This window comes from Paenibacillus sp. P46E, from assembly GCF_001909095.1.
GTDB lineage: Bacteria > Bacillota > Bacilli > Paenibacillales > Paenibacillaceae > Paenibacillus_AQ > Paenibacillus_AQ helianthi.
Map to the genome: position 1 here is coordinate 35,989 of NZ_LVYZ01000036.1, position 23,826 is coordinate 59,814.

A 23,826-nucleotide genomic window follows, 5' to 3' on the forward strand; every position below is an offset into this window, starting at 1 on the left:
GACAACTGACTGACGAATCAATCGGGGGGAGGAAGATGGATTGCCCATAGATGACAACAACGGAAACATAGATCGCAGAACTCAGCTGATACAAATCGCTCTGGAGAAGTTTGCCAGGCTGGGATATCATCAGACGAAAATATCGGACATTGTTCAGGAAGCGGGTGTAGCGCAAGGAACCTTTTACTGGCACTTTAAGAGCAAGGAAGCCATTGCGCTGGAGATTATAGAAACGGGCAAGGAACAGCTGCTGCAAGTGATTGCCCAAGGTTATCGTCAAGATCCGGGAGATATAACGGATATGGTAAAAGCTTCAGAAGCACTGTTCACCCGGTTATTCAATTTCGCCGCAGAGAACCGTCATCTTATGGAGATCCTCCTGATGGGAAATGGAGCCGATCAAACGATAAGGAAGCGTATATCGGCTACCCGGAATGCAATGGAGCAAGCTTTTCGCCGCAATATAGAAAGAGCGATAGAGCTGCAAATGCTGCCTGAGGGTATAGAGGTTGAGCTTCGCGCTGCTCTTTTGATGAGTATGTGTGACGGCTTGCTCTCACGCTGGTTATTTGGCTCTGAAGACATTCATTCTAAGGTTGCAGAGGCCTCGGCACAGCAATTAGCGAGTGAATTGGCCAATTTTGAATTTTACGGATTGTTGGGAAAACTATAGATAAAGGGAGAGAAACAATAATGATAAAACGTAAATTTGCTATGGTTACAATAACAGCGCTGGCTGTGTTCGGTCTGGTTCTAAGCGCTTGCGGCGGGAAATCAGATTCGGGAACTACGGCATCGAATGAACTGGAACAAATTAAAAAAGCAGGCGTGATCAAGGTCGGTACAATGGGAACCTATCCGCCGTATACCTTTTTGAATGATAAGAAAGAAGTAGACGGTTTTGACCCTGATATCGCCAAGGAAATTGCCAAACGTCTTGGAGTAACAGCAGAATTCACAACTCAGGATTTCTCCGGGCTGATCCCAAGTCTGCAAGCGAAGAAATTCGACATCGTGATTAGCCAGGTTACGATAACTGATGAACGTAAGAAGCAAATTGATTTCACGGATTCTTACATCACCAACAATGTCAAAATCATCGTCAATACCAAAAATACTGATATCACGAAGCTGGAAGACTTCAAAGGGAAAACGATTGGAGTGGGGCTCGGAACGAACGATGAAACCTATCTTCGTACCGAAGTGCTGCCAAAAGTAGGTGATTTCAAGATCAAGACGTATGATGATGTCATTACCTCACTGAAGGATCTGGATGCAGGACGGATTGATGCGACCATTAATAATCTGTATGCCTTGAAGCCGATTGTGGATGAGAATGGCTTTCAGATTAAAGCGGTGGGCGAACCGATCAAATCCGATATGGCGGGTGTAGCTCTCCGCAAGGATAATGTAGAGCTTCGGGATGCCATGAATAAAGCCTTGGCAGATATGAAGGCAGACGGCACATACGACACTCTTTTTCAGAAATGGTTCAATGAGACACCTGCAAAATAAATGTTGGAACGTGCGCCCTATGGCGGGAAGGGGGTAGTATCTATGCAACTCGTATTCGACAATCTGCCCTTCTTGCTGAAGGGCGCCGGTTACACGTTACTGTTGACGATTGTCTCTATGTTCTTCGGTTTGATCATCGGACTCGTGGTGGCCATCGCCCGTCTCAAAGGGAATCCGCCGATTCGGTGGATTGCCCGTTTCTATGTATCGGTCATCCGCGGGACACCGCTCCTAGTACAGATTGTTATTATTTATTATGGGCTTGTAGATTATGGGATTACGCTTGGTTCCCTGACAGCAGCCTATATTGCGCTCAGTGTAAATGCCGGGGCTTACTTGTCTGAGACGTTCCGTGGAGCCATTCTGTCGGTTCCGAAGGGACAACTAGAGGCTGCTTATTCAACCGGAATGACGCCATGGCAGGCGATGCGCAGAATTGTGCTGCCGCAGGCCATGCGTATTGCTATTCCACCTATGGGAAATACGTTCATTGGTATGCTGAAGGAGACTTCACTCGTTTCAGTAATCACGGTCAGCGAACTTCTGCGTCAAGCACAGCTCCTCATTGCCCAGTATTATCAATATATGCCTTTTTATCTGGGGATCGGTGTGATGTATTGGATTATGAGCACAGGGCTGTCCTTCATCCTGGAGAGGTTCGAACGCAGATTGGCCAAAGCTTATTGAACATGGAGATGACGTTAACATGATAAAGACTACAGGCTTATCGAAGCATTTTCAGGATCATGAAGTGCTGAAGGGCATTAATATACAGGTAGCAGCACAGGATATTGTCGTTGTCCTGGGACCGAGCGGTTCAGGCAAAAGCACATTGCTTCGCTGCTTAAATGGTCTGGAGGATATCTCAGGCGGCAGCTTTGAAGTAAATGGGATTGTGGTAGATGCCACTGCGCCCAGACGTTTGCGTCAGCAGGCCACCCGGAATATCCGCAAGCAGAGCGGGATGGTGTTCCAGCAATTTAATCTATATCCGCACAAAACAGCTCTTGGCAATGTGATCGAGGGTCTGATCACCGTGAAGAAGCTGCCGAAGGAACAGGCTGTAGCAATAGGTCGGAAGCTTCTGGACCGCGTTGGACTGGCAGATCGTGAAGAATACTATCCTTCCCGGCTCTCCGGCGGTCAGCAACAAAGAGTGGCGATTGCCCGTTCTTTGGCTATGGAACCTGCAGTAATGTTATTCGATGAACCTACATCTGCGCTTGATCCTGAACTTGTGGGTGAGGTGCTGAGCGTGATGCGTGAGCTGGCTCAGGAGGGAATGACAATGCTGGTCGTGTCACATGAGATGAAGTTTGCCCGTGAAGTGGCGACCAAAATCATTTTAATGGCAGATGGTAACATTATTGAAGAGGCGGCTCCGCAGCGGTTTTTTGAAGATCCCCAAGAGGAACGGACTCGCAGATTCTTGCGTCAAATCAACGAAATTTAAGGAAGAAGGTAAACATATTGAAAGTGTCGACCATTTGGAAAGGTAAACGGATGTTTGATTCAACAGGTCCTTCCGGCTATTCCGTGGGGATGGATGCAACTCCTAAATATGGCGGTAACGGCGAAGGCATGACTCCGATGGAATTACTGCTAGCCGGGCTCGGAGGCTGCATGGGCATCGATATCACGATGATTCTCGATCGGTTCCTGCCAGAAATCACCCGACTTGAGATTGAAGCAGATGGAACCCGCAAGGAAGCGAATCCTTCCGGTTTTACTGCAATTGATCTGTTTTTTCATATTGATGGGAATGTCCCCGATTACCGGCTCTGGAAAGCCATCCTGATGGCTGAGGAGAAGTACTGTGCCGTCTCAGATTCACTCAAGGCAGAGATTCACCCCCATCTAATCCTCAATGGTGTAGAAGTAGAGAAACCGGAGAAAACAAGCTAAGGCTAGGATTGGACTGAACCATTCATATCAAAAATCAAGTTATCGTTAAGCGGCCTTGTTCCTGAATTTTAAGGGACTAAGGCCTTTTTATTTTGTCTATAACCGTTCATTATTGTAAAAGGCGTCTAGCATTCCACCACCTAAACAATAGAAATACACCCGGAAAAATATAACGAACTGCAAAATATGATTTTTAAACTGTAAACCTTAAAATTTGACATCAAAATAATTATTATCGAAATCTACTCTATCGAACAATCGACAAATATCCGAAATATTATTATGAGCTAATTACACAAAAGTGAAATGGGGGGGTCTAATGTCACAGCAAATAAAGAACAGACGATTCAATTTATCAAGTATTGCAAATACTTTATCAATTGTTCTCTTAGTTATTATCGTTGTCGTCTTTTCCATCTTGGGTACATTTGTGTTTTCTAGTACTCGAAGCATACTTGTGAAGAACCAGGAGTCCATGCTTCAGACTAAAACACAGGCTATCGTAAGCCAATTCGATGCTCTATTTAAGGAAAAGGGTTCACTTGTCAAGCAGATGTCAACGAATGATATATTTAAACAATATCTCGAAACTACGGAATCTCCTGGAATGGCCAAAACTTCTCCGCATGCCGCTGAAGTAACAAAGACCTTGGCAGCCATTGTAAAGGAAGAGCCCGCTTTTGCAGATGCCTGGGTAGCAGGTACTAACGGCAAAGGCTTCTACATCCTGAACGACGGCAGTGTATCGGAGCCTACCTTTAATATTGAACAACGCCCGTATTACAAACCGGCAACCGCAGCAAACGGCTTGTATTACTCCGATCCTTACAATGATATTGTTACGGGTGTTTTGTTGATGGGCATTTTTTACCCGATTAAGGATAACAATAATGCGATAATCGGTTTTGTGGTAGTTGATATAGCGTTTAAGGATATTCCTTCTATCATGCAAAGCTATAAGCTTGGCAGCACAGGTTATTCCATTCTCGCCACAAAAACTGGAGATATTATGTATCACCCTGATAAGACTAAAATATTAAAGGAAAAGATTAACGAGAGCCCGGGTGATCTGGGGAGGATCGGAAAGAAAATGTTAGCTGGCGAATCCGGAGTAGAATTGATTAACGACAATGGAGAGAGCCGTTACATCGGGTACGCCACAAGTAAAGATACTGGGTGGTCCGTAGGGTTGACCATTACAAAGCATGAAGTACTCTCAGAATTAGTGAAATTCACATGGCTTACCATTATCGGGTTCACTGCAGCTGCGTTCCTGCTCATTTTATTTTCATATATCACACTCCGTTATCTGCTCAGATCCATACCTATACTTCTCGCCAAAATCAAGCGGGTGGAAAACGGGGATTTGACTGTTGAGTTCGATGCTAATTCTAAAAATGAAATTGGACAAATTTCTATCGGAATCTTCAATATGGTCCGGAAAATTCAAAATATGATTCAGATGGTTGGCGCCTCCGCAGAGGTATTAAATCAGTCTTCCAAGGATCTGCAATCTATATCTTCCCGAACGGCTGTGACAATGAACGATATGGCTATGGCCATTACTGAGATTGCCAACGCAACCAATTATCAGTCAATCGAAACGGATACGATTCTTCACAAGACAGGGTCATTATCCGGTCAAATCGACGAAATCACGAATGATACCAAAGCCATAGAAGGGATGGTGCAAGCTTCTGCAGACCAAAGCGGACTAGGATTAGACGTTTTGGATCAGCTATCCAGATGGGCAGAAGAAAATCACAACTCCACACAGGCGATTTCGTCTGCGATTCAAGATATTGATCTTAGCCGTAATGAGATATCGGGCATCGTAGACACGGTACATCAAATTGCCACACAAACCAATCTGTTAGCACTTAATGCGTCTATCGAAGCAGCACGTGCAGGAGAACAGGGGCGCGGGTTTGCTGTTGTGGCAGGAGAGGTCCGGAAGTTGGCGGAACAGACTGCACGGGCTACACAGGAGATCGCCAGAAAGGTTCATGATATCGCTGAGAAAACCACGGCATCCGTTGAACACACAACGCAGGGCCTTGAAATAGCTGGAGAAACCGCGAAATCCGTAGAAGCTACGAAGCAGGTGTTCCTCAGTATTAACAAGGATTTAGAAGGCTTGAAATTACGCATGATTCAAATCAGCGATAACACTTCCAATGTTCATACCCACAAGGAAGAAATTCTACAGGCACTGGAAGTGATTTCTTCGACTACAGAAGAGAATTCTGCTTCGACGGAAGAGGTTAGTGCAAGCACTCAGGAACAACTGGACAGCATACAGCATGTTGCAGCACTATCCCAGCAACTCAGCCTTTTGTCGAAAAAGCTACAGGATGAATTGAATCAGTTCCAGGTCGAATAGCACACGTAAATAAAAGTCCATTGTTATCATTACGAATCGAGTAAACTTAAAGGGAATTTTTTTATAGCCAGAAGTGTATATCTGTAGAAATAGTAATTAGAGCAAAACGGGCGGCGGTTCTCCGGTAACGGGGACCGCTGTTTGGTATGTGGAGAAATTATGTAGCGTCGAGATCCCCCCCTAAATTAACTTTTGACAAAATTATACGGTTATGTGTGAGGATTCTTGATAGAATAGGAGAGCTGCAGGAATTTACTCAACTAAAGGAGAGGTCTTATTGTTAAGAAGAGGATTTATACTTGTGTTCTCAATACTATTATTTATGTTCAGCAGTATCTCAGCATTTACGGCGGGAAAAGTTAGCGGGGAAGCAGGGACAACAACCCCTTCCGGGATTCCACTGGCCGATGTGGAAGCTTTTGTCGACAATTATGTAAAAGAGTACATAGGACAACAATCCGTAGGCGCGTCTGTTGTTATGGTGAAGGATGGCCAGGTGGTTCTGTCCAAGGGTTACGGCTACGCCGACGTGGAACAGCAGATCCCTGTCTCGCCGGATACGGTAATGGAGTGGGGCTCGATCAGTAAACTTACTGTATGGACGTCCGTGATGCAGCTGGAGGAACAAGGTAAAATTGACCTGAATGAAGATATTCGTAACTATTTACCTGAGAATTTCCTAACCAGGCTGAAATATGATGATCCCATAACAATGCTTAATCTCATGAACCACAATGCCGGATTCGAAGAGTATATGTTCGATATGGCCTATCAATCCCCTGGCGAAGTGCGGTCGCTGGAAGAAGGACTGCAGCTTGCCCAGCCTGCACAGATATACAGACCTGGTGAGGCTGTAGCCTATTCGAATTATGGTAACTCACTGGCTGCGTATATAGTAGAGAGAATCAGCGGTCAGCCTTACCGTGAATACGTTCAGCAGCATATTTTCGATCCCCTTGGCATGAAGGATTCCATTGCATATTCTGTTGTAGAGGAGCGCCCGGAGCTGCTGAAGCATAAAGCTAAGGGTTATTTCTTTGAGGGAAAAGGTTCCTTTAAGCAGGGATCATGGAATTATATGTCCATGTACCCCAATGGCGGCAATAACGGCACTGCGGAGGATCTGGCTAAGTTTGCGATGGCGTTCCTGCCTGCAGCCGGAGAGCAATCCCCTCTGTTCGAGAAGCCCGGGACCCTGGGCAAGATGCTGACCCAAAGTTATACCTCAGCTGAAGGAATGCCGGGTAATGCGCATGGATTCTGGGAATATCCCGGACGGCACCGGACACTCGGCCACGGCGGGAATACGATTGCCTTTGCCACGAATCTGCAGATCGTGCCTGAAGACCGGTTCGCGATCGTAATTATGACCAATCAGGCCAGCGAATCCAATATTGTTCATGGTCTGACCAAAGCAATCGTGGGTACGCGTGAGCAAGCGGATGCAGTTGACCTGCCGGACGCGTCAGAGGTTCAAGGTGAGTTCGTGGCTGCGCGCCGCCCTGGACATGGCTTCATGAATCTATTCCCCTATCTCACGCTGATGAAGCTTGAGCCGCAGGGAGCGGATCAGCTCCGTGTGTCACTTGCAGGCATGAACGGAAGCTATAAGCAGGTTCAGCCATATCTCTATGAGAAAGTAAGCGGAGACTCGGCGCTCGATGCCTGGCCCATGCTGCATGTAACAGTCAATGATGGTAAGGTAAAGGCGATCTCGGTGTATACGACTGATTATTTGCCATTGCCTGCCGATAAATCAATGCCGGTGCTGCTCTTGAGTGCAGCGCTTGCGGTTCTGGTTGTCGTCTATTTTATTATCGCCCCGTTTGTATTGCTGGTTCAGACGATCTTGAACAAGCGGAGAGCCAGAACATATGATGCTACTCGTGCTGCCAGCCGCAAGCTGGTGGTTGTCCTAACCTTATCGGGAACCGGCATTGTGGTGAACAATCTGGTTCTGGCATTGAGGATGCTCAGCAATAATGAGCGTGCCTATACCGAAGTGTATCCGCATATTTTGGTTAACTATGGTCTGACTGGACTGGCGATATTGTTCTTGGCGGCACTTTTTGTATTGAAGAAGAAAAAGCGGTCTGCTTCAACTGCTCGTGACATGTGGTCGGCTATTCTTCCTGGGGCGATGACGGTTGTTCTGGTGAGCCTGCTCGTATTCTGGCAATTCTACAGTTAAGCTTGCAGCTCTGACTGCACCCCGTCAAGTAGTCAGCGTAAATAATAGATCCTTAAGCTGCCTTAGTCCTGAATTCAATGGGACTGAGGTTTTTTAATATTGCTGGTTTAACGGAGGAATTGGTCGAACGGTGCGCTTTCCGCCGAGAGGGACTTTTGATGAGATTGCGAAATTCATACCAGTCTGTACATCTGTACAATCCCAGCACCAAAAGCCCGTGCCAAGCGCGGGCTCTTCATGTTGTCTATTCATCAGCAGCAAGCTAGCGGATACGATTCTAAAAATAGGGTGTTGGTGCTAGCCGGAGTTCATATTCTGTTGTTATTTTATATGTAAGCGCAGTATGGCGTAAATCCAAGTAAAGCTCTGCCTTCGTGGCATAGATGTAGGGCTGAACGAAAATGACACCGATGCCGAGTGCCAGCAGGCCAAGCAGAATCCATCCAAGAAAGCTCAGATCAAGCACAAACATGCGGAACTTATGTCCCTGTGTCATTTGCTTGCTTAATTCTACTGCACGGTTATATCCGATATTCGGATTGTCTGCAAGGATGTAAGGTACCTGACTATATGCATAGGCTTTTACTATTCCTGGAATGATCAGTAACAGGAACCATAAGAAATTCAAAAAATCCCTCCAAAGCATAGTTAGAACTATAGCCCAATACCGTTCCTTATCAAACGCATAGCCGATATTGCCCATACGGACTTCACCCTCAGCGGCCTGCTTGAAGTAACGCAATGAACCTACTGTGAGAGGAGAACCGATCAGGATATGAAATGCAATTCCAATTACTGCAAATATGCCAACAATGAATAATGCGATAACAAGGAAGGGGCCTAAAAACCCCCAATCCATGTCATGAACGGAGTTCGACCATTCTGAACGAAATGACGAGGAACCCATTCTTTGAGTTAAGCTTGGGATACCCATGCCTTCTCCAAGCAAAACCAGTATTAAGCTCACCACAAAAGCCTTCCAATACGAGGTTCGGAGCACATCCTTAGCCCTTCGCTTTATTTCCTTACGATCCCACATCAAAACATCTCCCTTTGCTTTGCATTTTGTTCTTCGACTTACAATAGATACCATAGATTATGCCAAAAAGAAACAGTTAAATGCCATTCGCACAAAATAAACCACATGAGCAGCGGTCTCATCCTATAGACTATTTGCCAGTAGCTCTGTTTACTCCGGTGGCAGTATAGGACAGCTGCTGCAGTATCCATGATCCGGTCTAAGCTGATAGGCCAGACAGCAGGTGGTCTTAATAGATATAGTGTTGTGTGGAGGGTTGCGGTCGGTTCTGAATCTGGGCAAGATGCGGAACGGATTGCGGGGAAGTCCGAGTGCCTCCGGTTCAAGTTCCCAGGTCATAGCTTTGAATTGCTCGATGATAAGGTTGCGGGTGCTGTCACCTGTTGCATTCAGGGCTTCCTCTTCCATATAGGTATATAGCTGATTATAAATATGCTTCCATAGCATTACTGCTTTAGTCTGTGCGGCTTTGGCAAGAGCAAGAATAATCGGTCTGATATCATTTCTATAGAACAAACTAAGCTCATCTATTAATTCTTTCCCTGAAACATTTTTGTGGCAGAAGCCGTCCCGATTTGCATGGACATGAAAGGAGAATACAGGGAACCCCTCAGTGCGGATGAGCTGTACAGACATGTTGCTCAGACACAAGGTATGAGCCATCGGGTGTGCAGCGGTGAGTAGAGCAGACTTTGCCCCGCAAATTCCTGCGTACCAGCTGCAAAAGATGGCGGCTGCTAGACGCTTGTCATCTGTTCCGAGCATGGAAGTATATGTTTGAGTAAATGCTCAGCATTTGCAGGCAGGCTTAATTCGGTAAGCGAAAAAGTAACCACTGCATTCTCCTCAGCTTCCGAATAGATGAAGAAACGTTCTCCCAATAGTATTTTTCTTGTTGAGGCATTTTCCGATGAATCTTAATTGCGTCCGCCAATCCATTTGGAGCCAGGACACGAGACAAGTGGGGGCAAGCTCTTGAAGCTGCTGATGAATGTCCGGACTTAGCGATTGCTCCAGTCCCAGAATAAAATCAGGATGGAGGAGGGCGAGCTGCTGTATTCTGATTTTCTCATCTTGGGCAAAAGGAAGTACCGCACCAGGCTCATATTAACGGCGGTAATATTCAGTCCAAGGATGGTCAGCCGGAGCTGCACAGGGAATAATATTCAGGGTAAGCAATACCCCAATCAGGCTGCTATGGTAAGCAACAATTTTCAGCTTGGCGTTTCGCATGAATGTTGCCGGAGCTACACCGGTAATTTGCTTGAATTTGCGTCGAAAATAAGGGATGTCCCTATAACCGACGTAAGCGGCAATATCCTTCAATTCATAATTCGTTTGCGGCAGCATAAGGCTCCTTGTTTGTCTGATCCGGTATTCGGTCAGATATTCAATCGCGCTGAGTCCATATTTCTGTTTGAACAGTCTGATGAAATGCCTTTCGCTGGTGCCTGCCTCGCCTGCCAGCTGACGGATGGAGAGTTCTTCACGGTAATGTTGCTCAATATATGTCTTGACCCGCTCCATCACAGCGTCTGTATTGCTCAGCTCCAGCTGGCCGACATCGCTCAGCAGACTATACAGCAGCTCATAGAATCCGCTCTGGGCATACAGCCGCCGCAAGGGATTCATGTTTTCCATGGAAGCGGCGATGGCCTCACAGTGTTTGCTGTAAGTTATAGTTGATGCAATCGCTGCTTCTCCTATCCAGGGGAAGGGGATATGAAGCTCTGATGAGCTTGACTGTTCCTGATCTTCAGGCAGATCACTCTGACCAAATACATCAAACCGAAGAAGGTATAACCTCTGGTCTCCTGAACCCTCTAGGCGGGCTTCGATCAATTGCCCTGGCAGGCAAACAAACACAAATCCTGCTCTGAGTTCAGCATATTTTCCATCTACCGTTATCCAACCTCGGCCAAATATTGGAATGAAGAGTAAATGCGATTCAAGAAATTGCAGCCGAAGTGACCACTCTCCCTTGGGACTATCGTTCTGTGTGATGCTTCGAAGCCTGAACCACATTTGGTCAATCTGTCCGAATCTTCCTGTAGGCGGTATTACATCCTTACTGATCATTCACTGTCACCACTTCTGATATACAGCTGCTCGTAAATACATGCATCTGATGCCCCGAGCCACTGGGATAAGAGATCCTTTTCCCGGTTGAAGCCAACAATTCTCTGAACAGAATATTTGCTGTTTACCGATGAGAGATTCATGCTGAATACTACTTTCCATTCTAATTTGAAACAAACACGGGACACTTATATCTATTCGTATTTTATATTATTTTTTAATCCGTAACTAACTAAAAGCTCTTGTTAAGCATTGAAGAGAGATTCAACTAAGGGACGAAGCTGTGCGTTAGATGGTTCGTAATAATTGAATACATCACCAAGCGGCTTAGATGCATTGGCGAAGTATTATTTCTGCCCCAAGTTAACACGGAGTCAACGTTTTGCTTCGGAAAACATTTTCTGTTCTGAGAATAGTTCAGTCTTCAATATTTGGACAGCTTGAATACCGGCTTCATAATCATACGGATCCAATAAGCAAATACAGTCGTTCCGGTCCATGAGCTGCGCTTATTCTGTAGGTATTGATCGTTGATAATATAAGTCCTCGTGGAGGCAGGGCTCTTCAAACCGAGCTTTTCCCACTCCGCCGGGTCATTCGAACCTCCGAGCCTTTCAAGCATTTTTTCCGACGCACTATTTACTTTAAAAGGAATTTGCTCGTAGGCTTCTGTGATTTGCGCATGAAATTCGTCGATCGGATTTCGGCTGGCAAGGCTCTCCAAATGGATGCTCTCGCGAAGGTAAGAAATGTACGCAAGATGTTCAGCCCAGAACTCGTCGATATAAAAAAGTCTGACTCGCTGCTCCGAAGGACTCATCGGTTTCTCACCTTTCAGAATTCGGAGCCGCTCCTCGTATAGAAGCCGCCTCTGATCCTCCACCATATCTGAATAGCAGTTCAATTCCTTGTGGATATCGAAGTTTTGACCCATAACAATACGCTGAATACTTGTGATCTTGCTGCTGAGTAATGGTTCTTCAAGAGCCTTATCCTGCTTTGGATCGCGAACCGCTTTATGGATGCCGAAGCGAAGCAGTAACTCGTCCTCCATGCTTACATAAAAAACAGAAGCTCCCGGGTCACCTTGTCGACCGGAACGCCCGCGCAACTGGTCGTCGATCCGCACACTTTCGTTCACATGGGTGCCAATCACATATAACCCGCCCAGCTTAGCGACTAGTTCTGCTTGCGCGGGGTCGCCACCGCCGAGCCGGATGTCCACGCCGCGTCCCGCCATATTTGTAGACACCGTCACTGTGCCGATTTCTCCCGCTTTGGCGATGATGTAGGCTTCTTCTGCGTCGTTTTTCGCATTGAGAACATGGCAAGGTACACCGGCAGCCACTAGCGCCTCAGCAAGTATGGCAGACTCTTCGACGCTTGACGTACCAATGAGAATTGGACGTCCCGTTCGATGGACGGATGAGATTTCTTGTACGAGTGCCTTAAGCTTGGCTTCTTTATGGGTATAGATCCTGTGCGGATAGTCGATCCGGATGTTTGGCCGGTTCGGCGGGATTTGTACGACCTGCAGCGCATAAACATCTTCGAAGTCCATTGCGGAAGCATGTGCGGTTGCCGTCATCCCGCAAATCTGCGGATACAGGCTGATGAAGTGTTGAATGGTGATCGTCCCGAGGATTTTTCCGCTGGTTGTGGAGTACAGCCCCTCTTTGGCCGTAAGCGCTGCTTGCAGCCCGTCCGGCAAATACCTGTTCTCCGCCACACGGCCGGTGTATTCTTCAATTAGCTCGATTTTGCCGTCCCGGACGATATAATCGATGTCTATTTTTAATATGGATTCCGCATGCAACGCGCAATTTAATGACGTCAGCAAGTGACTGTTGTGGCTATCGTACAAATTGCCGCATCCCAGCAGTGATTCCGCTTCCGCAGCGCCTGCTTCATTCAAGTAAACATTCCGCTGGAACTCGTCGAAGTCGTAATGCTCTGCTTGCTTGAGCTGCCGAGCCACTTCTGCGAAACGAAAGCCGTCGCTCCTGGAAGAGGCCGAATCGCCGCTGATGACTAGCGGCACCCGCGCTTCGTCGAGAAGCAGCGAATCCGCTTCGTCGACGATGACGTAGTGGAAAGGACGATGCACGGTATAGTCTTCGCTTAGAGCAATTGTATCGCGCAAGTAATCGAATCCCGCTGCTTTAGCCGTAACATATGTTATATCCTTGGCGTATGCTTCCCGTTTCTCGTACAGGCTCATACCTGCTTGAACAGAGCTTACCGTTAACCCGAGGAAACGATAGACCGGGCCCATCCACTCCGCATCCCGCTTAGCCAAATAATCGTTTAAAGTTAGCACATGAACGCCTTTTCCAGTCAGTGCATTTAGATATACAGGCATAACAGCTGAGAGTGTTTTTCCTTCACCAGTATGCTGCTCGATCAGAAATCTCTCATGTAGAGCAATGGCAGCCATAATCTGGACATCGTAAGGCTGTAATCCGAGCTTTCTCTTCGCTGCCTCGCAGACTAACGCATAAGCATCGACAAGCAGCTCATCCAAGGGTGTACCTGACCGCGCTTCTTTTTGCAGCCGGAGGGATTCCTCTTGGAGTCGCCCGTCATCCCAGGCTTCCATATTCCGTTTCCTAATGAGCTCCGTTTTGTCCCGATAGACCTTTAGCTTATTCTGGGTATCACGGTCTTTGAATTTTCGCATGAACTTGACGGCTATATTCATATGAATTTGATCTCCCCTCGGTCGACATACGCTTAGTTTTGAACAACATTTACGCTGATCTGTTGCTTGCCAGCAAACGCCAACTTTTTGAAAACCATGTGGTTGAAAGTAATGGCGAATGGAGTTGTCATTTCCAGTTATTGGTTGGTAGGATTGTAGCTTATGTATTGCACAATGTAAATAATATTTTGCATTTTGGAAGCTTCATAGAATCAAATAGTAGAGTGTGAATTGTTGAATGAGCATCGCTGGAAGTTTTGCTTCAAATCCACATACCGGTCATCGATCCATAGAACGTGCTGGTCTGTTATTATACGGTTGAAGGGGTAGCATAAAGCTGGTCTTGGAGGTGTGACCGGAAGAGAGGATTTAATGCGGGATCATCTTTCTCCGCTTGTGGTTGAATCCGCATTGGCTTGACATTTCGCAGGGTGTTCTCCAGCACAAAAAGCCCACGCAGGACGCGGGCACTTCATGTTAACTATTCCCCGTAGCCACCGGATTCTCCTCATAACTAATCCAGTCGCTCCAACTCCCTACATATAGATTCAAATTCAAATACAATAATACCCAGTCATCGCGGTGCAAGCTTTAATTTCTTGATCCATGAGCTATTCCACTCTAAAAAAAATTTCGCTTTACGCCAGAAGAAGGCTGTTGATTTAGGTGACGCATGGACTTAATTGCCTTATCCGGGAAAGGATTTCTGGCAAACCCACTAGAGAACTGGTTGCTGGACCTTTGGGTCAGCACCGGATCGGAAGCAAATAAAAAGCTCACTACTTGGGGAGTCGGTGGAAAAAAATGTACCTGTTGAAAGGGACTGTTGATTATGGAAATGCTGTTGTAACAACACAAGAGGTTTACAGCACAATGATTGATGAGTATGCATTCAATTTCATTGTTACATACACAAATGATGAGTCAAAGGCTGAAACGGATTAGATTTTGGAATCTGTATCTTTTAAATAAGAGAGGATGAAAATCAGTAAAGAGTTAAAGTTATCACTTACATACTTAATAAACGTCCCGATGGGGCAAAGGCTCCGTCATCCACCCTTGAGAGATAGAACGAATGAATGTAAAGGCGTAGACCCATTGTGACATGGGAGGGTAAACCCCAAGGGCGAATGTGGAGATTCACTATGCGATCATAATCAACTATCCACAGTTTTGGAATGAAACCATGCTAAGCTCTATTCCCGCCTACGCTCTTACAGAAAATCGTGGTGCAGACTACGTTCTCTACTAGTACCTCGCAAACTGTCAAGGTTGAAAAACTAAGAAAAAGCGGGTAAACAGGCGAAAACATCACTTTATAGTGGGAGAGATGTGTAGAGATGATGAGGGACTTTAATAAAAGAAGCCTTCCCCCCGCGGCAATGGGGAGGAAGGCTTCTTTGTTGCGATGTCTGAACTTACATTAATTTAAACAATCCGTAAATGATAACTGCTGCTTGAGCGCGCGTTGCGTTGCTGGCAGGGGCAAATGTCCCGTCCACCATGCCGCTCACAATTCCGGCTTGTTGCAATGCTTTAATTGCTTGTGCTGCATAGACCGAAATGCTTGAATCATCGGCAAACTTGATTTCATTAACGGTATTTTGCAGCTTGATATTTGCCTTCGCTGCGGCACGATACAGCATAGCGGCCATTTCCTGCCTGCTGATTGCATCGTTGATGCCGAAAGATCCGTCCGCTTTTCCGTTGACGATACCGAGCTGTTGAGCCGAAGCAATTGCTTGATAATTCCAGGTGCCTTCATTCACATCTGTAAAGGTGCTGTTTGTCTTATCGCTGTTCAGATCAAGCGCATTCATCAGCATTTGGATGAACTCGGCTCTGGTAACCTGATTGTTCGGCGCGAAAGCTCCAGTTTCAACTCCTGCAACAATACCTCGCGCTTCGAGAGCTTGGATGCTTTCCACCGCCCAAGGTACATTGTTCACGTCTTTGAATGCGGAAGCATTGGCCTTGGCGACGTATTTGCTGAAGTGCTTCGGAGTAAATTCGACTTTGCCCGTCGCTGTTTTGTACTTCCCATTTTTGACGATTTCCAGCTTGCCGTTATCATCGATGTTATAGACGACGACATTGTTTGGATTTTCACCCGGCTTCAGGGTGTAACCCATGCTGACTTTAACGTCATTTCCGGTGAATTTCGAAATTTTCGTGCCGATGATGCTTAAGTTGAAATTGTAGACGGTATTTCCGCCTACTTGGCTCCTTGCTGCGTCGGACAGCGACGCCGGGTCTATGACGGCCACGGACAATTGAACGTTGCCTGTACCGCTCGCGTCGTTGCGCTTCAGCAATTTCGGATCGATTGTAACAGTAGCCAAACCAGTGTCGATGACGATCCATTGGATCTGATCCGAAAGCGCTTGAACTTGATCTGCCGGCAAGTTGACTTGAACTTCTTTAACGCCGGCAGCGGGTTGTACTTGAATCGTCACGGATTTGTCTGTTGATTGACTGACTCCTTGATGGAAATCACTCGAACTGATGGTTACGGAAGCTGTACCGTTGCTGTCCGGCTGAGCCTTTGCAGTGATATGATTTTTATCAACTGTGATGTTAGATCCCTGCGTCGTGGGCGTAGTCGTGGTCGTAGGCGTAGGCGTAGGTGTAGGCGTAGGCGTCGCAGCTTTGACTGTTACAACGCTTGTTGCTGTAAACCTGCTATCAACAGTCGTTGCGGTAATCGTTGCAGTTCCTGCTTTGACAGGAGTAACAACCCCATGGGTGTCCACAGTCGCAACGCTCTTCTCGCTGGAGCTCCACGTCACAGCTTTGTTCGAAGCGTTGTTCGGTAGAACTGTTGCCGTCAATGTTGCAGCGGTGCCCCCTGCTGTCAGGGATAAGGTCGATTGGTCAAGCATAACCCCGGTTACCGATGTCGTAGTGGGAGTCGGTGCGGCCGCAAGTTCCAATGTGCCAATCTGGAATAGATCCTGATAAGAAGTCCCGCTAGCGTCGTTCCAAGCGTACGCGCCAATGCGCGCACCGTTCATCGCTTCGTTCACCTGAGTGTCAAAGCCGATCTGAGTGCCAATCGCGGGCGAAATTTGGATAAACGGAATCTTCATCTCGACATTGTAGGAGTACGTATCCTCGTTGACCGTCGCAGAGGTCATCTTCGTTGCAATACCCTGATTATCCGTCATGCCTGCGTCTACCGACGCAAAGCCGTCATACCGAACGCGGTAATGTCCGGAAGCGTTCGAGTACATGGCGCTGGAGCCGTTCGTCAGGTCAACAACCACTTCGACTGAATCCTGTTCCCAAGGGTTTGCGTTCCCCTTGTCCAACGGTTCGGACGGATCTTTGGTCACCTGCGCGAGTACGTACAGGTTCGCGTTGTCCCACAACATGCGAGCGGTAGCGGCCGGCATGTGAGCATCCGCCTTCGTGTTACCTGCTTGCGTTACATTGATATTGATAGGCGTTGTCGAATTCCAAATGTCGTCTATTTTGCCGTCGATGTTGGGCGTTCCCTTCGCGGCTGTTGAGGTTTTGCCCCCAGCAGGCTTTGTCGGAGCGTGGTAATTCGCAAGGTAATTAGCCGGGTCAACCACAGCGTAAAACGCGTCTTTCGGGTACAGGTTGCCGTCGAACAGCAACGGGCTGCCTTCAGACAACCAGCTGTTGGTGTCTGTCAGCCCCCAGATGGAGATGCGCTGCACCGTGTCCTTGAAGTTGGGATCGGTATAAACCTGCATCAACCGCGCGTACTGTGCGGCTTGGGCTTTTACCTGCTCGGTTGTTTGCTGTTTGTTCGTTCCTGCGGAGATGTCCAGCTCGCTGATTGAAACTTTGACGCCGATATTCTTGAACATCTGTATCGTCTTTCTCTGATTGTTAGGGTTGGTGCCGAGGCCGTTATGCTCTTGCAAGCCGACACCCTGTATGAGCTGCTTGCCAGGGTGATCCAAGGCCCAACGGTCATTAATGTCTTTCACCATGTCGCGAACTGCTGCGGCCTTATTCTGGTCATCCATGCTATAGTCGTTGTAGTACAACAGAACGTTGTAATTCGGCTCCGCCGCACGGGCGTACTTGAACGCCTGTTCGACGTAGTTCGCGTCCGTCGCCTTCAGCCACGGGGTGGATTTCAGGTAGCTGTGCCAGTCTGTCGGACTAAGAGAGCTGTCACGGACGGTGCCCCCCATCGCTTCGTTAACGACGTCCCACGAGATGATGTTCTGCGTGCTCGCGTTGAACTTGTCGTCAAAATGCGTTAGTACAGAGTTAATGTACGCGTTCATGTTCACATACGCCCCATCCGCGGTCAGACCTGGGTTGGATGGAGTCGAGTCGGAGCTGGAGAGCTTATCGTTGTTCAGCCATGGAATCGATTGCCCTTCCCAGACGAGCGTATGCCCATGTATTTTTAGGCCATTGTCGATCGCGCTCTGAAGCTCTGTGTCCGCTTCGGTAAAGCTCAGATCCGCGACGTTATGCGTAGAGGCACTGGTGCCGATCAGCGAAGCTGGCTTCATCGCGTTCTCAGGCGTCACAACGCCGAACTGGGCTTTCAGGACGGGCATGATTGAATCTTGCATGTAATATGGGCCGATGATATTGCCCATCAAATAATCCGGGTACGTATCCTTAATGCTTGGTAAGGTGAGTACATCCGGGTTAATCGTTGGTGTTGGTGCAGCACTAATATTATTTACAGTAGTTAATGTAGCCGCTCCACTTGATGTAAAGAGACCAACCGTCTGGTCGTCAAAGTTGGCTGTGTAAACAACAGTGCCACTCTCGTCTTTAATAACAAAGTTGTCGATGTAGTAAGTTATATTCTTGGCATCCGAATTTCCGCTATCACCTTTTTTAACATACTGGATATTGGGTCCACTTGTGTCTGTATAAGTATACGTCGCTGAGTAGGAATTCCAAGCTGGGCTTGCCGCGCTTAAAGCTCCTGAGTCTTTAATCCAGTTGTAGCCGCTAGTTTGTAGAATAATGCCTGCCACATCTTGGTCAGGGGTGTATAAATCATATGAGAAGGTATAGGTTGTACCGGCAATGAGATTTAAGCCGCTTGCTCCTGTAGGTATTTGCACGCCATCCCACTGTTTCCCGCCTGTGGTTTGAACTTTTAAGACATAATTTCCGTTCGTACTTGCCGCACTTGCCTTTTGCGCGATCCCAAACTGCGGCAAAAACAATGCAACCGCAAGCACTAACATCAAAATCTGCTTAATCCGTTTGTTCATCGTGTTACTTCCCCTCCCAAAATAAATATTATATAGCCTCCCGGCATTCGCCGAGGCTTGCGGCACAAGGGTTTTCTTGTACCACCACCCTGTCGATAAATTTGGCAACCTAGTAAAAGCGTTTACATTTTTACTGAAATATGTCCTCCTTTCGAGAAATAACAACTCAATAATAATGTAAATGAAAGCGCTTTACAGTACATAAATTAAAGAAGGAACCACTAGATTTTATAGCTCAACTTTCGGTGCGACCAAGCTAGGTTGTGGAGTATAGCAGGTAGAAATCCTGTTTGGAAAGGCTAAAGACAAGCCACCAATAGCGAGTCTTGGACGGTTGGAAGCAATTTCAGACATTACGCGTAGACAGCCAGAAAGTAGGCCTGAAAGTGATAGAGCCTCGAAAAGAGTAAACCGGAGGGGTCGACGTTTTCGAAAGTACGGAAGACAATATTTATCCATGCGTTAACGGCGAGCATGGATAAGCTCTCCAGGGGTCGTAGAGCCAGGCATGCTTTACAATGAATTCACAGCAACTTGGGAGAACCTGTCCGGTCTCTCGGTGGAGAATATGACAAACTAATCCAGTCGCTCCAGCTCCCCGCATATAACCGTACGTTGTTGAACCCTGTCTTCATAAGTGCCATGTCCTGGATTCTATTCGGGGGGATCTGCTAGGACAAATCACCAGGCTGCCTATATGATCCATGTCCTGATGGGTGATAATAAGCCCAATAAACGATATAATCTCCGTAAAGCTCCATTCTAGATAGAAAAGGTGAATCACGATATGAATCCATTTACTAGAAAAGTCAAAGTGCCTTACATCAGATTCCGCAAAGCCAACACCCTCCGAAATGACTCAACCCAGCATGACTGGCAGCACTGGGCGGGCTACCGGGATCAGATTCAGCAAGTTCTGGAGCAAACGCTGGAACATAACCGCTGCGGGCGCGGGCATATTTTACTGCTTGGGGCCGGGAACGGAAACGATGTGCCCATTTCGTACATCGAGTCAATATTTGAGCGGATCACAATCGTCGATATCGATGAAAAAGCGCTGGACCGCTTTCTGGCCAAGTCGGCGCACCCGGAAAAATACCAATGTGCTATCATTGATTTGACCGGAGTAGGAACGGAAGTGTCATCCCCGGATGACTTGAAAGCAAAGGTTGACCAATTGTTGCCCAACGTGGATTTCTCTCCGCTGCACCCTCCTTTTGATGTGGTCATGAATTTATGCTTCACGACGCAGCTCATCTCCGCCTTCTTTTACCGGAAGAAAAACAAGGTTACCCATACGCCAGAATTCAGCGCTCAGCTGGATCGGCTGCTAGAACGGATCCATATCAATATCTTTCAATCTTTGCGAGGCCTCCTGGCACCCGAAGGTTTGATTGTCCATTTAACCGATACTTTGCTGCTGCAGCACATCAAAACAACCGGCTATACCAGCCCGGCTGCTTTTAAGACTTTGGAGCTGACGGGAGGGAATCACCGGGAAAACTTGGACCTGATATACGGGCATCTGCCGGAGATGGCAAAACAAGGCTTGTGCCTGCCGGGGGCGTTTGTCCACGTTCATCCGCAAATTATGCGGTTGTATAAAGTTGAATTAAGGTTTTCGCTGCTGTGGGAGTTCGTCCATGACGAATATGAAGACAGGGATTACTTTGTGAGCGCGCATGTGCTGACCAAGCTGTAGCGGAAGGTAACCGACCCGGCCTTTAGCTGGGACTGACAAATGGGGGACGGATCCTGGGGGAAGCGGCCTTGGCACTCAGTGAAAATTGTGCTTGCGTTTATTTACAACTTGGATACAATTCGGCTTCAAGATGGATACAACATGCGTCACCCCCAATGGATCGCAGCTTCAATCGCCACAAGCATACTTTTCACAGGAATATCGGCTCAGCCGTCCTCGGCAGCCGGTAATACGGAAAGACAGGCAGCGTCTGTCGCTTCGAATTCCGCCGCAGCCTCCCAAAAGCTGAACTTCACGGTGAGCGATGTGCCTTATTCGTCCGCTGAGTACAAAAAGATCATTCAAGCCTTTGCTTCTTTCGACGGATTCGAAACCGCCTACGTGCCTACCCGGATGATCACAGGCGATTCCTTCTCAAGAGTAGGCGTTGCCGGTGACAGCGTTACCTTTTTCTTTAAATACATGAGAGTTTCTGTGTCCCCGCGCGATTATTCCCACAGCTATAAAGGCACTGTAGTCACATTGCCTGAATCCAATAATGTGAAGGGTAAATGGTACAAAGTAAACGGTACCGACATGCTGACGTTCCCTTTGAAGGACCGGTACGTTACCATCTTTGCTCCTTATCATTCGTTAAGCAAAACCAAGCTCGAGCATGTCGCCGTAGATGTTAGCAGATACGCGCCTTGAGTCTGTGCCGCAATTGGAATATGCGCAAATAGCTGGAAAAGCACAGGGAATCCGTGTTTTTTGAAAACAAGTTGCACCGCCAGTGTAGCGGTAATCAGCACAAAAAGCCCGCGTCGGGCGAGAACCCGGCGCGGGCTTTTGCATGCTTATGCCATTGTTCATTCCTCTCCCGTAGCCACCGGATTCTCCTCATAACTAATCCAGTCGCTCCAACTGCCAGCATACAGCCGCACATTCTTAAATCCGGCCTTCTCCAGCGCCAGGACATTCGGGCAAGCGGTTACGCCGGAACCGCAGTAGACGATGATCTCGGCATCCTTGTCCAGCTCAGCAAAATGCTCCTGCAGCTGCTCAGTGCTCTTGAAGCTTCCATCTTCATTTTGTGTGTTTTTCCAGAAGAAGTTCACCGCGCCGGGGATATGGCCGGCTTTCTTGTCCATCGTCTCATTCTGGCCGTGATAGCGGTCATTGGCTCGGGAGTCAATCAGAATAGGGAGGACGGGGGACGAATCCGCAGTTGAAGACGGATCGTGCACTGCAGCATCAATCGTCCGTTCAGATATCCGGCGCACCTCCTCAACACCAACCAGCATCTGGACCTGAACCTTTGGCACAAAAGTACTCGGAACGCGCACCGGCTGATGAACCGTGACCGGGAACTTCTCGGTTTTCCAGGCACTGAATCCGCCTTCCAGTATATATACTTGTTCATGCCCCAGATAACGAAGCAGCCACCAGAACCGCGCAGCGTTCATTCCGTTCTCATCATCGTAGGCAACAACACGTGAATCGTTACCTATCCCGAGTTTGGCCAGTCGTGCAGCAAGCACCTCCGGGTCGGGTAGAGGGTGGCGTCCACCGTGCTCCCCTAACGGGCTGGACAGATCCAGCTCCAAATCGAGATAAATGGCACCCGGAATATGCTCCTGCTTATAACACTCCCGACCAGCATCTGGTTTACCGAGCGTAAACCGGCAATCTACAATTGTCTGCTCTGGCTCATATAGCCTTGCCAGCAGCCATCGTTTGGAAACAGTTGCGTCCATAGGTATCCCATCCTTTGTGTATATCAATATGGAATTTATTATAGCGGAAAAATCAGAGGAGCCTCAAGGTAAGCTCCAAATATTCTATTTCCGGTCCACAAACTGAGCTTCGACGGCAGCGGTTGCCGGCAGTAGTCCCATGATCAGTGAAGTAAGTGTTTTTTGGCGATTTGACATAACCAGACACTGATTTTACAATTGCCCTTGAACTGATTAATATTTTTCAACTGAAAATACGGCCCATAGATTTGTGCAACATCGGCCACATCTTCACCACCTTACATATAAGGCCTGCTCATGGGAGATTCGTTACACAACAATTAAGAGAGGGGCATCAGCCTATGGAGAAAATGATAAGCCAGGCCTGGCCGGCATGGAGCGGAACGCTGAGGAAGCGGAGCGGCGGCTGGAACAATACAACCTATTTTGTGGAAAATAGTGCTCACCGTGCCGTACTCCGCATCTATGATACGCACAGGGATAGAGACAAAATAAAATTTGAGCATGCCGTGCTGCAAAAACTGGGGGGGTTAGATTTACCTTTCAAAGTGCCAGTACCGATCTGCACCCCAGCTGGAGAAACAGTAGTTCAGCTGAAGGATGCGGACGGCAAATTCGCCTGCCTGTTCAAATATATCGACGGAGATTCACCGGCGGAAGAGGAGAACGGTTATTTTGAATCCTTCGGGCAGGCTGCGGGTGGGTTATCTACTGTACTGTCTGACATCAATCCTGAGCTGGCTCCAGTGTACAAGCCTTATTATGAGCTGAGGCAGGCTTATCCACTGTGCACCACAGAAGTAATCCATGAGCTCTGTCTGAAGCCGCCAGTACCGTTTGCAGATCTTGCTCCAGAGCTGAACATGCTGTACGAAGCCTATGACAACATCGCGGGTTCGTTGACCGAACTGCAAGAGCTGCCACATCAACTGGTACATGGGGACCTGAATGCTTCCAATCTGCTGGTAGAAACAACCGATCACCGGCAAGTAGCCGCGCTGATCGATTTTGAATTCTGCACCTTCGATGTCCGGGCGATGGAGCCGGCGGTTATTCTGTCCGGGCTGCTGGGGCATGCGGAGGAAAAGGCAGCAGTCCGGGATTTTTGCCGGGGCTTCAGCCGCCAAATCATTCTCTCAGAAGCAGAAATTAAGGCTATCCCGGTGCTGATGATGCTTCGAAAAGTGGATGTTTTCCTTCATTTCGTCACCCGATATCTGGAGGGTACCGATGAAGTACCTGTGCTCCGGGAGCAGGTGAAACTACTGTCAGAAGACATCCTTCAGCTAACGGCGGAGACTTCGCTTATTCTTGAGATTCTAAGGAAAGAACAAGAGGGAGCTTGAAGCT

The 23,826-nt window shown here is 47.7% G+C and carries 16 protein-coding genes; 10 read left to right on the top strand and 6 right to left on the bottom strand.

Features of this window, described 5'->3' with window-relative positions; all coding sequences use genetic code 11:
- The first annotated feature begins 46 nt into the window (after positions 1 to 46).
- The 7 genes from A3849_RS12140 (at position 47) to A3849_RS12170 (ending at position 7,994) form a co-directional block, all read left to right on the top strand.
- Positions 47 to 673: a TetR/AcrR family transcriptional regulator gene (locus tag A3849_RS12140; RefSeq protein ID WP_074111726.1), complete on the top strand. Its 627-nt coding sequence runs from the start codon at positions 47 to 49 to the stop codon at positions 671 to 673.
- A 20-nt stretch (positions 674 to 693) separates the two neighbouring features.
- Positions 694 to 1,515 carry a substrate-binding periplasmic protein gene (locus A3849_RS12145; RefSeq protein ID WP_074111656.1) on the top strand — a complete coding sequence of 274 codons (822 nt, stop codon included), beginning with the start codon at positions 694 to 696 and terminating at the stop codon, positions 1,513 to 1,515.
- A 42-nt stretch (positions 1,516 to 1,557) separates the two neighbouring features.
- The gene (locus A3849_RS12150; protein WP_074111657.1) at positions 1,558 to 2,202 is read left to right on the top strand and encodes an amino acid ABC transporter permease; all 645 of its coding nucleotides are present in this window, start codon (positions 1,558 to 1,560) and stop codon (positions 2,200 to 2,202) included.
- Between the two features lie 19 nt (positions 2,203 to 2,221).
- On the top strand, positions 2,222 to 2,968 hold the full coding sequence (locus A3849_RS12155) for an amino acid ABC transporter ATP-binding protein (RefSeq protein ID WP_074111658.1): 747 nt from the start codon (positions 2,222 to 2,224) through the stop codon (positions 2,966 to 2,968).
- A 17-nt stretch (positions 2,969 to 2,985) separates the two neighbouring features.
- Complete coding sequence (locus tag A3849_RS12160) at positions 2,986 to 3,420, top strand: OsmC family protein (RefSeq protein ID WP_054940383.1); 435 nt, start codon at positions 2,986 to 2,988, stop codon at positions 3,418 to 3,420.
- Positions 3,421 to 3,739: 319 nt separating this feature from the next.
- The gene (locus tag A3849_RS12165) at positions 3,740 to 5,803 is read left to right on the top strand and encodes a methyl-accepting chemotaxis protein (protein WP_074111659.1); all 2,064 of its coding nucleotides are present in this window, start codon (positions 3,740 to 3,742) and stop codon (positions 5,801 to 5,803) included.
- Between the two features lie 277 nt (positions 5,804 to 6,080).
- Positions 6,081 to 7,994 carry a serine hydrolase domain-containing protein gene (locus A3849_RS12170; protein WP_143191794.1) on the top strand — a complete coding sequence of 638 codons (1,914 nt, stop codon included), beginning with the start codon at positions 6,081 to 6,083 and terminating at the stop codon, positions 7,992 to 7,994.
- A 277-nt stretch (positions 7,995 to 8,271) separates the two neighbouring features.
- On the opposite strand, the gene A3849_RS12175 is transcribed toward A3849_RS12170, so the two are convergent.
- From A3849_RS12175 to A3849_RS12195, 5 genes are all read right to left on the bottom strand, one after another.
- A complete protein-coding gene (locus tag A3849_RS12175; protein WP_218619231.1) occupies positions 8,272 to 9,087 on the bottom strand; it encodes a DUF975 family protein in 816 nt (271 codons plus the stop codon).
- Between the two features lie 96 nt (positions 9,088 to 9,183).
- Positions 9,184 to 9,798 (bottom strand): (2Fe-2S)-binding protein, encoded by a 615-nt coding sequence (locus A3849_RS12180; RefSeq protein WP_083613471.1) that lies wholly within the window; start codon positions 9,796 to 9,798, stop codon positions 9,184 to 9,186.
- Between the two features lie 342 nt (positions 9,799 to 10,140).
- Entirely contained in the window at positions 10,141 to 11,112 is a 972-nt protein-coding gene (locus A3849_RS12185; RefSeq protein ID WP_074111663.1) for an AraC family transcriptional regulator, read from the bottom strand.
- Between the two features lie 424 nt (positions 11,113 to 11,536).
- Positions 11,537 to 13,813 carry a preprotein translocase subunit SecA gene (locus A3849_RS12190; RefSeq protein ID WP_074111664.1) on the bottom strand — a complete coding sequence of 759 codons (2,277 nt, stop codon included), beginning with the start codon at positions 13,811 to 13,813 and terminating at the stop codon, positions 11,537 to 11,539.
- Between the two features lie 1,418 nt (positions 13,814 to 15,231).
- On the bottom strand, positions 15,232 to 19,038 hold the full coding sequence (locus tag A3849_RS12195; RefSeq protein ID WP_074111665.1) for an endo-1,4-beta-xylanase: 3,807 nt from the start codon (positions 19,036 to 19,038) through the stop codon (positions 15,232 to 15,234).
- 787 nt (positions 19,039 to 19,825) lie between these two features.
- On the opposite strand from A3849_RS12195, the gene A3849_RS12200 reads away from it, so the two are divergent.
- A complete protein-coding gene (locus A3849_RS12200; protein WP_074111666.1) occupies positions 19,826 to 20,740 on the top strand; it encodes a hypothetical protein in 915 nt (304 codons plus the stop codon).
- Positions 20,741 to 20,881: 141 nt separating this feature from the next.
- Complete coding sequence (locus A3849_RS12205) at positions 20,882 to 21,430, top strand: hypothetical protein (RefSeq protein ID WP_143191795.1); 549 nt, start codon at positions 20,882 to 20,884, stop codon at positions 21,428 to 21,430.
- A gap of 158 nt (positions 21,431 to 21,588) precedes the next feature.
- Here A3849_RS12205 and A3849_RS12210 read toward each other — a convergent pair whose 3' ends face one another.
- A complete protein-coding gene (locus A3849_RS12210) occupies positions 21,589 to 22,476 on the bottom strand; it encodes a sulfurtransferase (protein WP_074111668.1) in 888 nt (295 codons plus the stop codon).
- A gap of 341 nt (positions 22,477 to 22,817) precedes the next feature.
- Here A3849_RS12210 and A3849_RS12215 point away from each other — a divergent pair, with 341 nt between their 5' ends.
- A complete protein-coding gene (locus A3849_RS12215) occupies positions 22,818 to 23,822 on the top strand; it encodes a phosphotransferase (protein WP_074111669.1) in 1,005 nt (334 codons plus the stop codon).
- Positions 23,823 to 23,826: the final 4 nt, after the last annotated feature.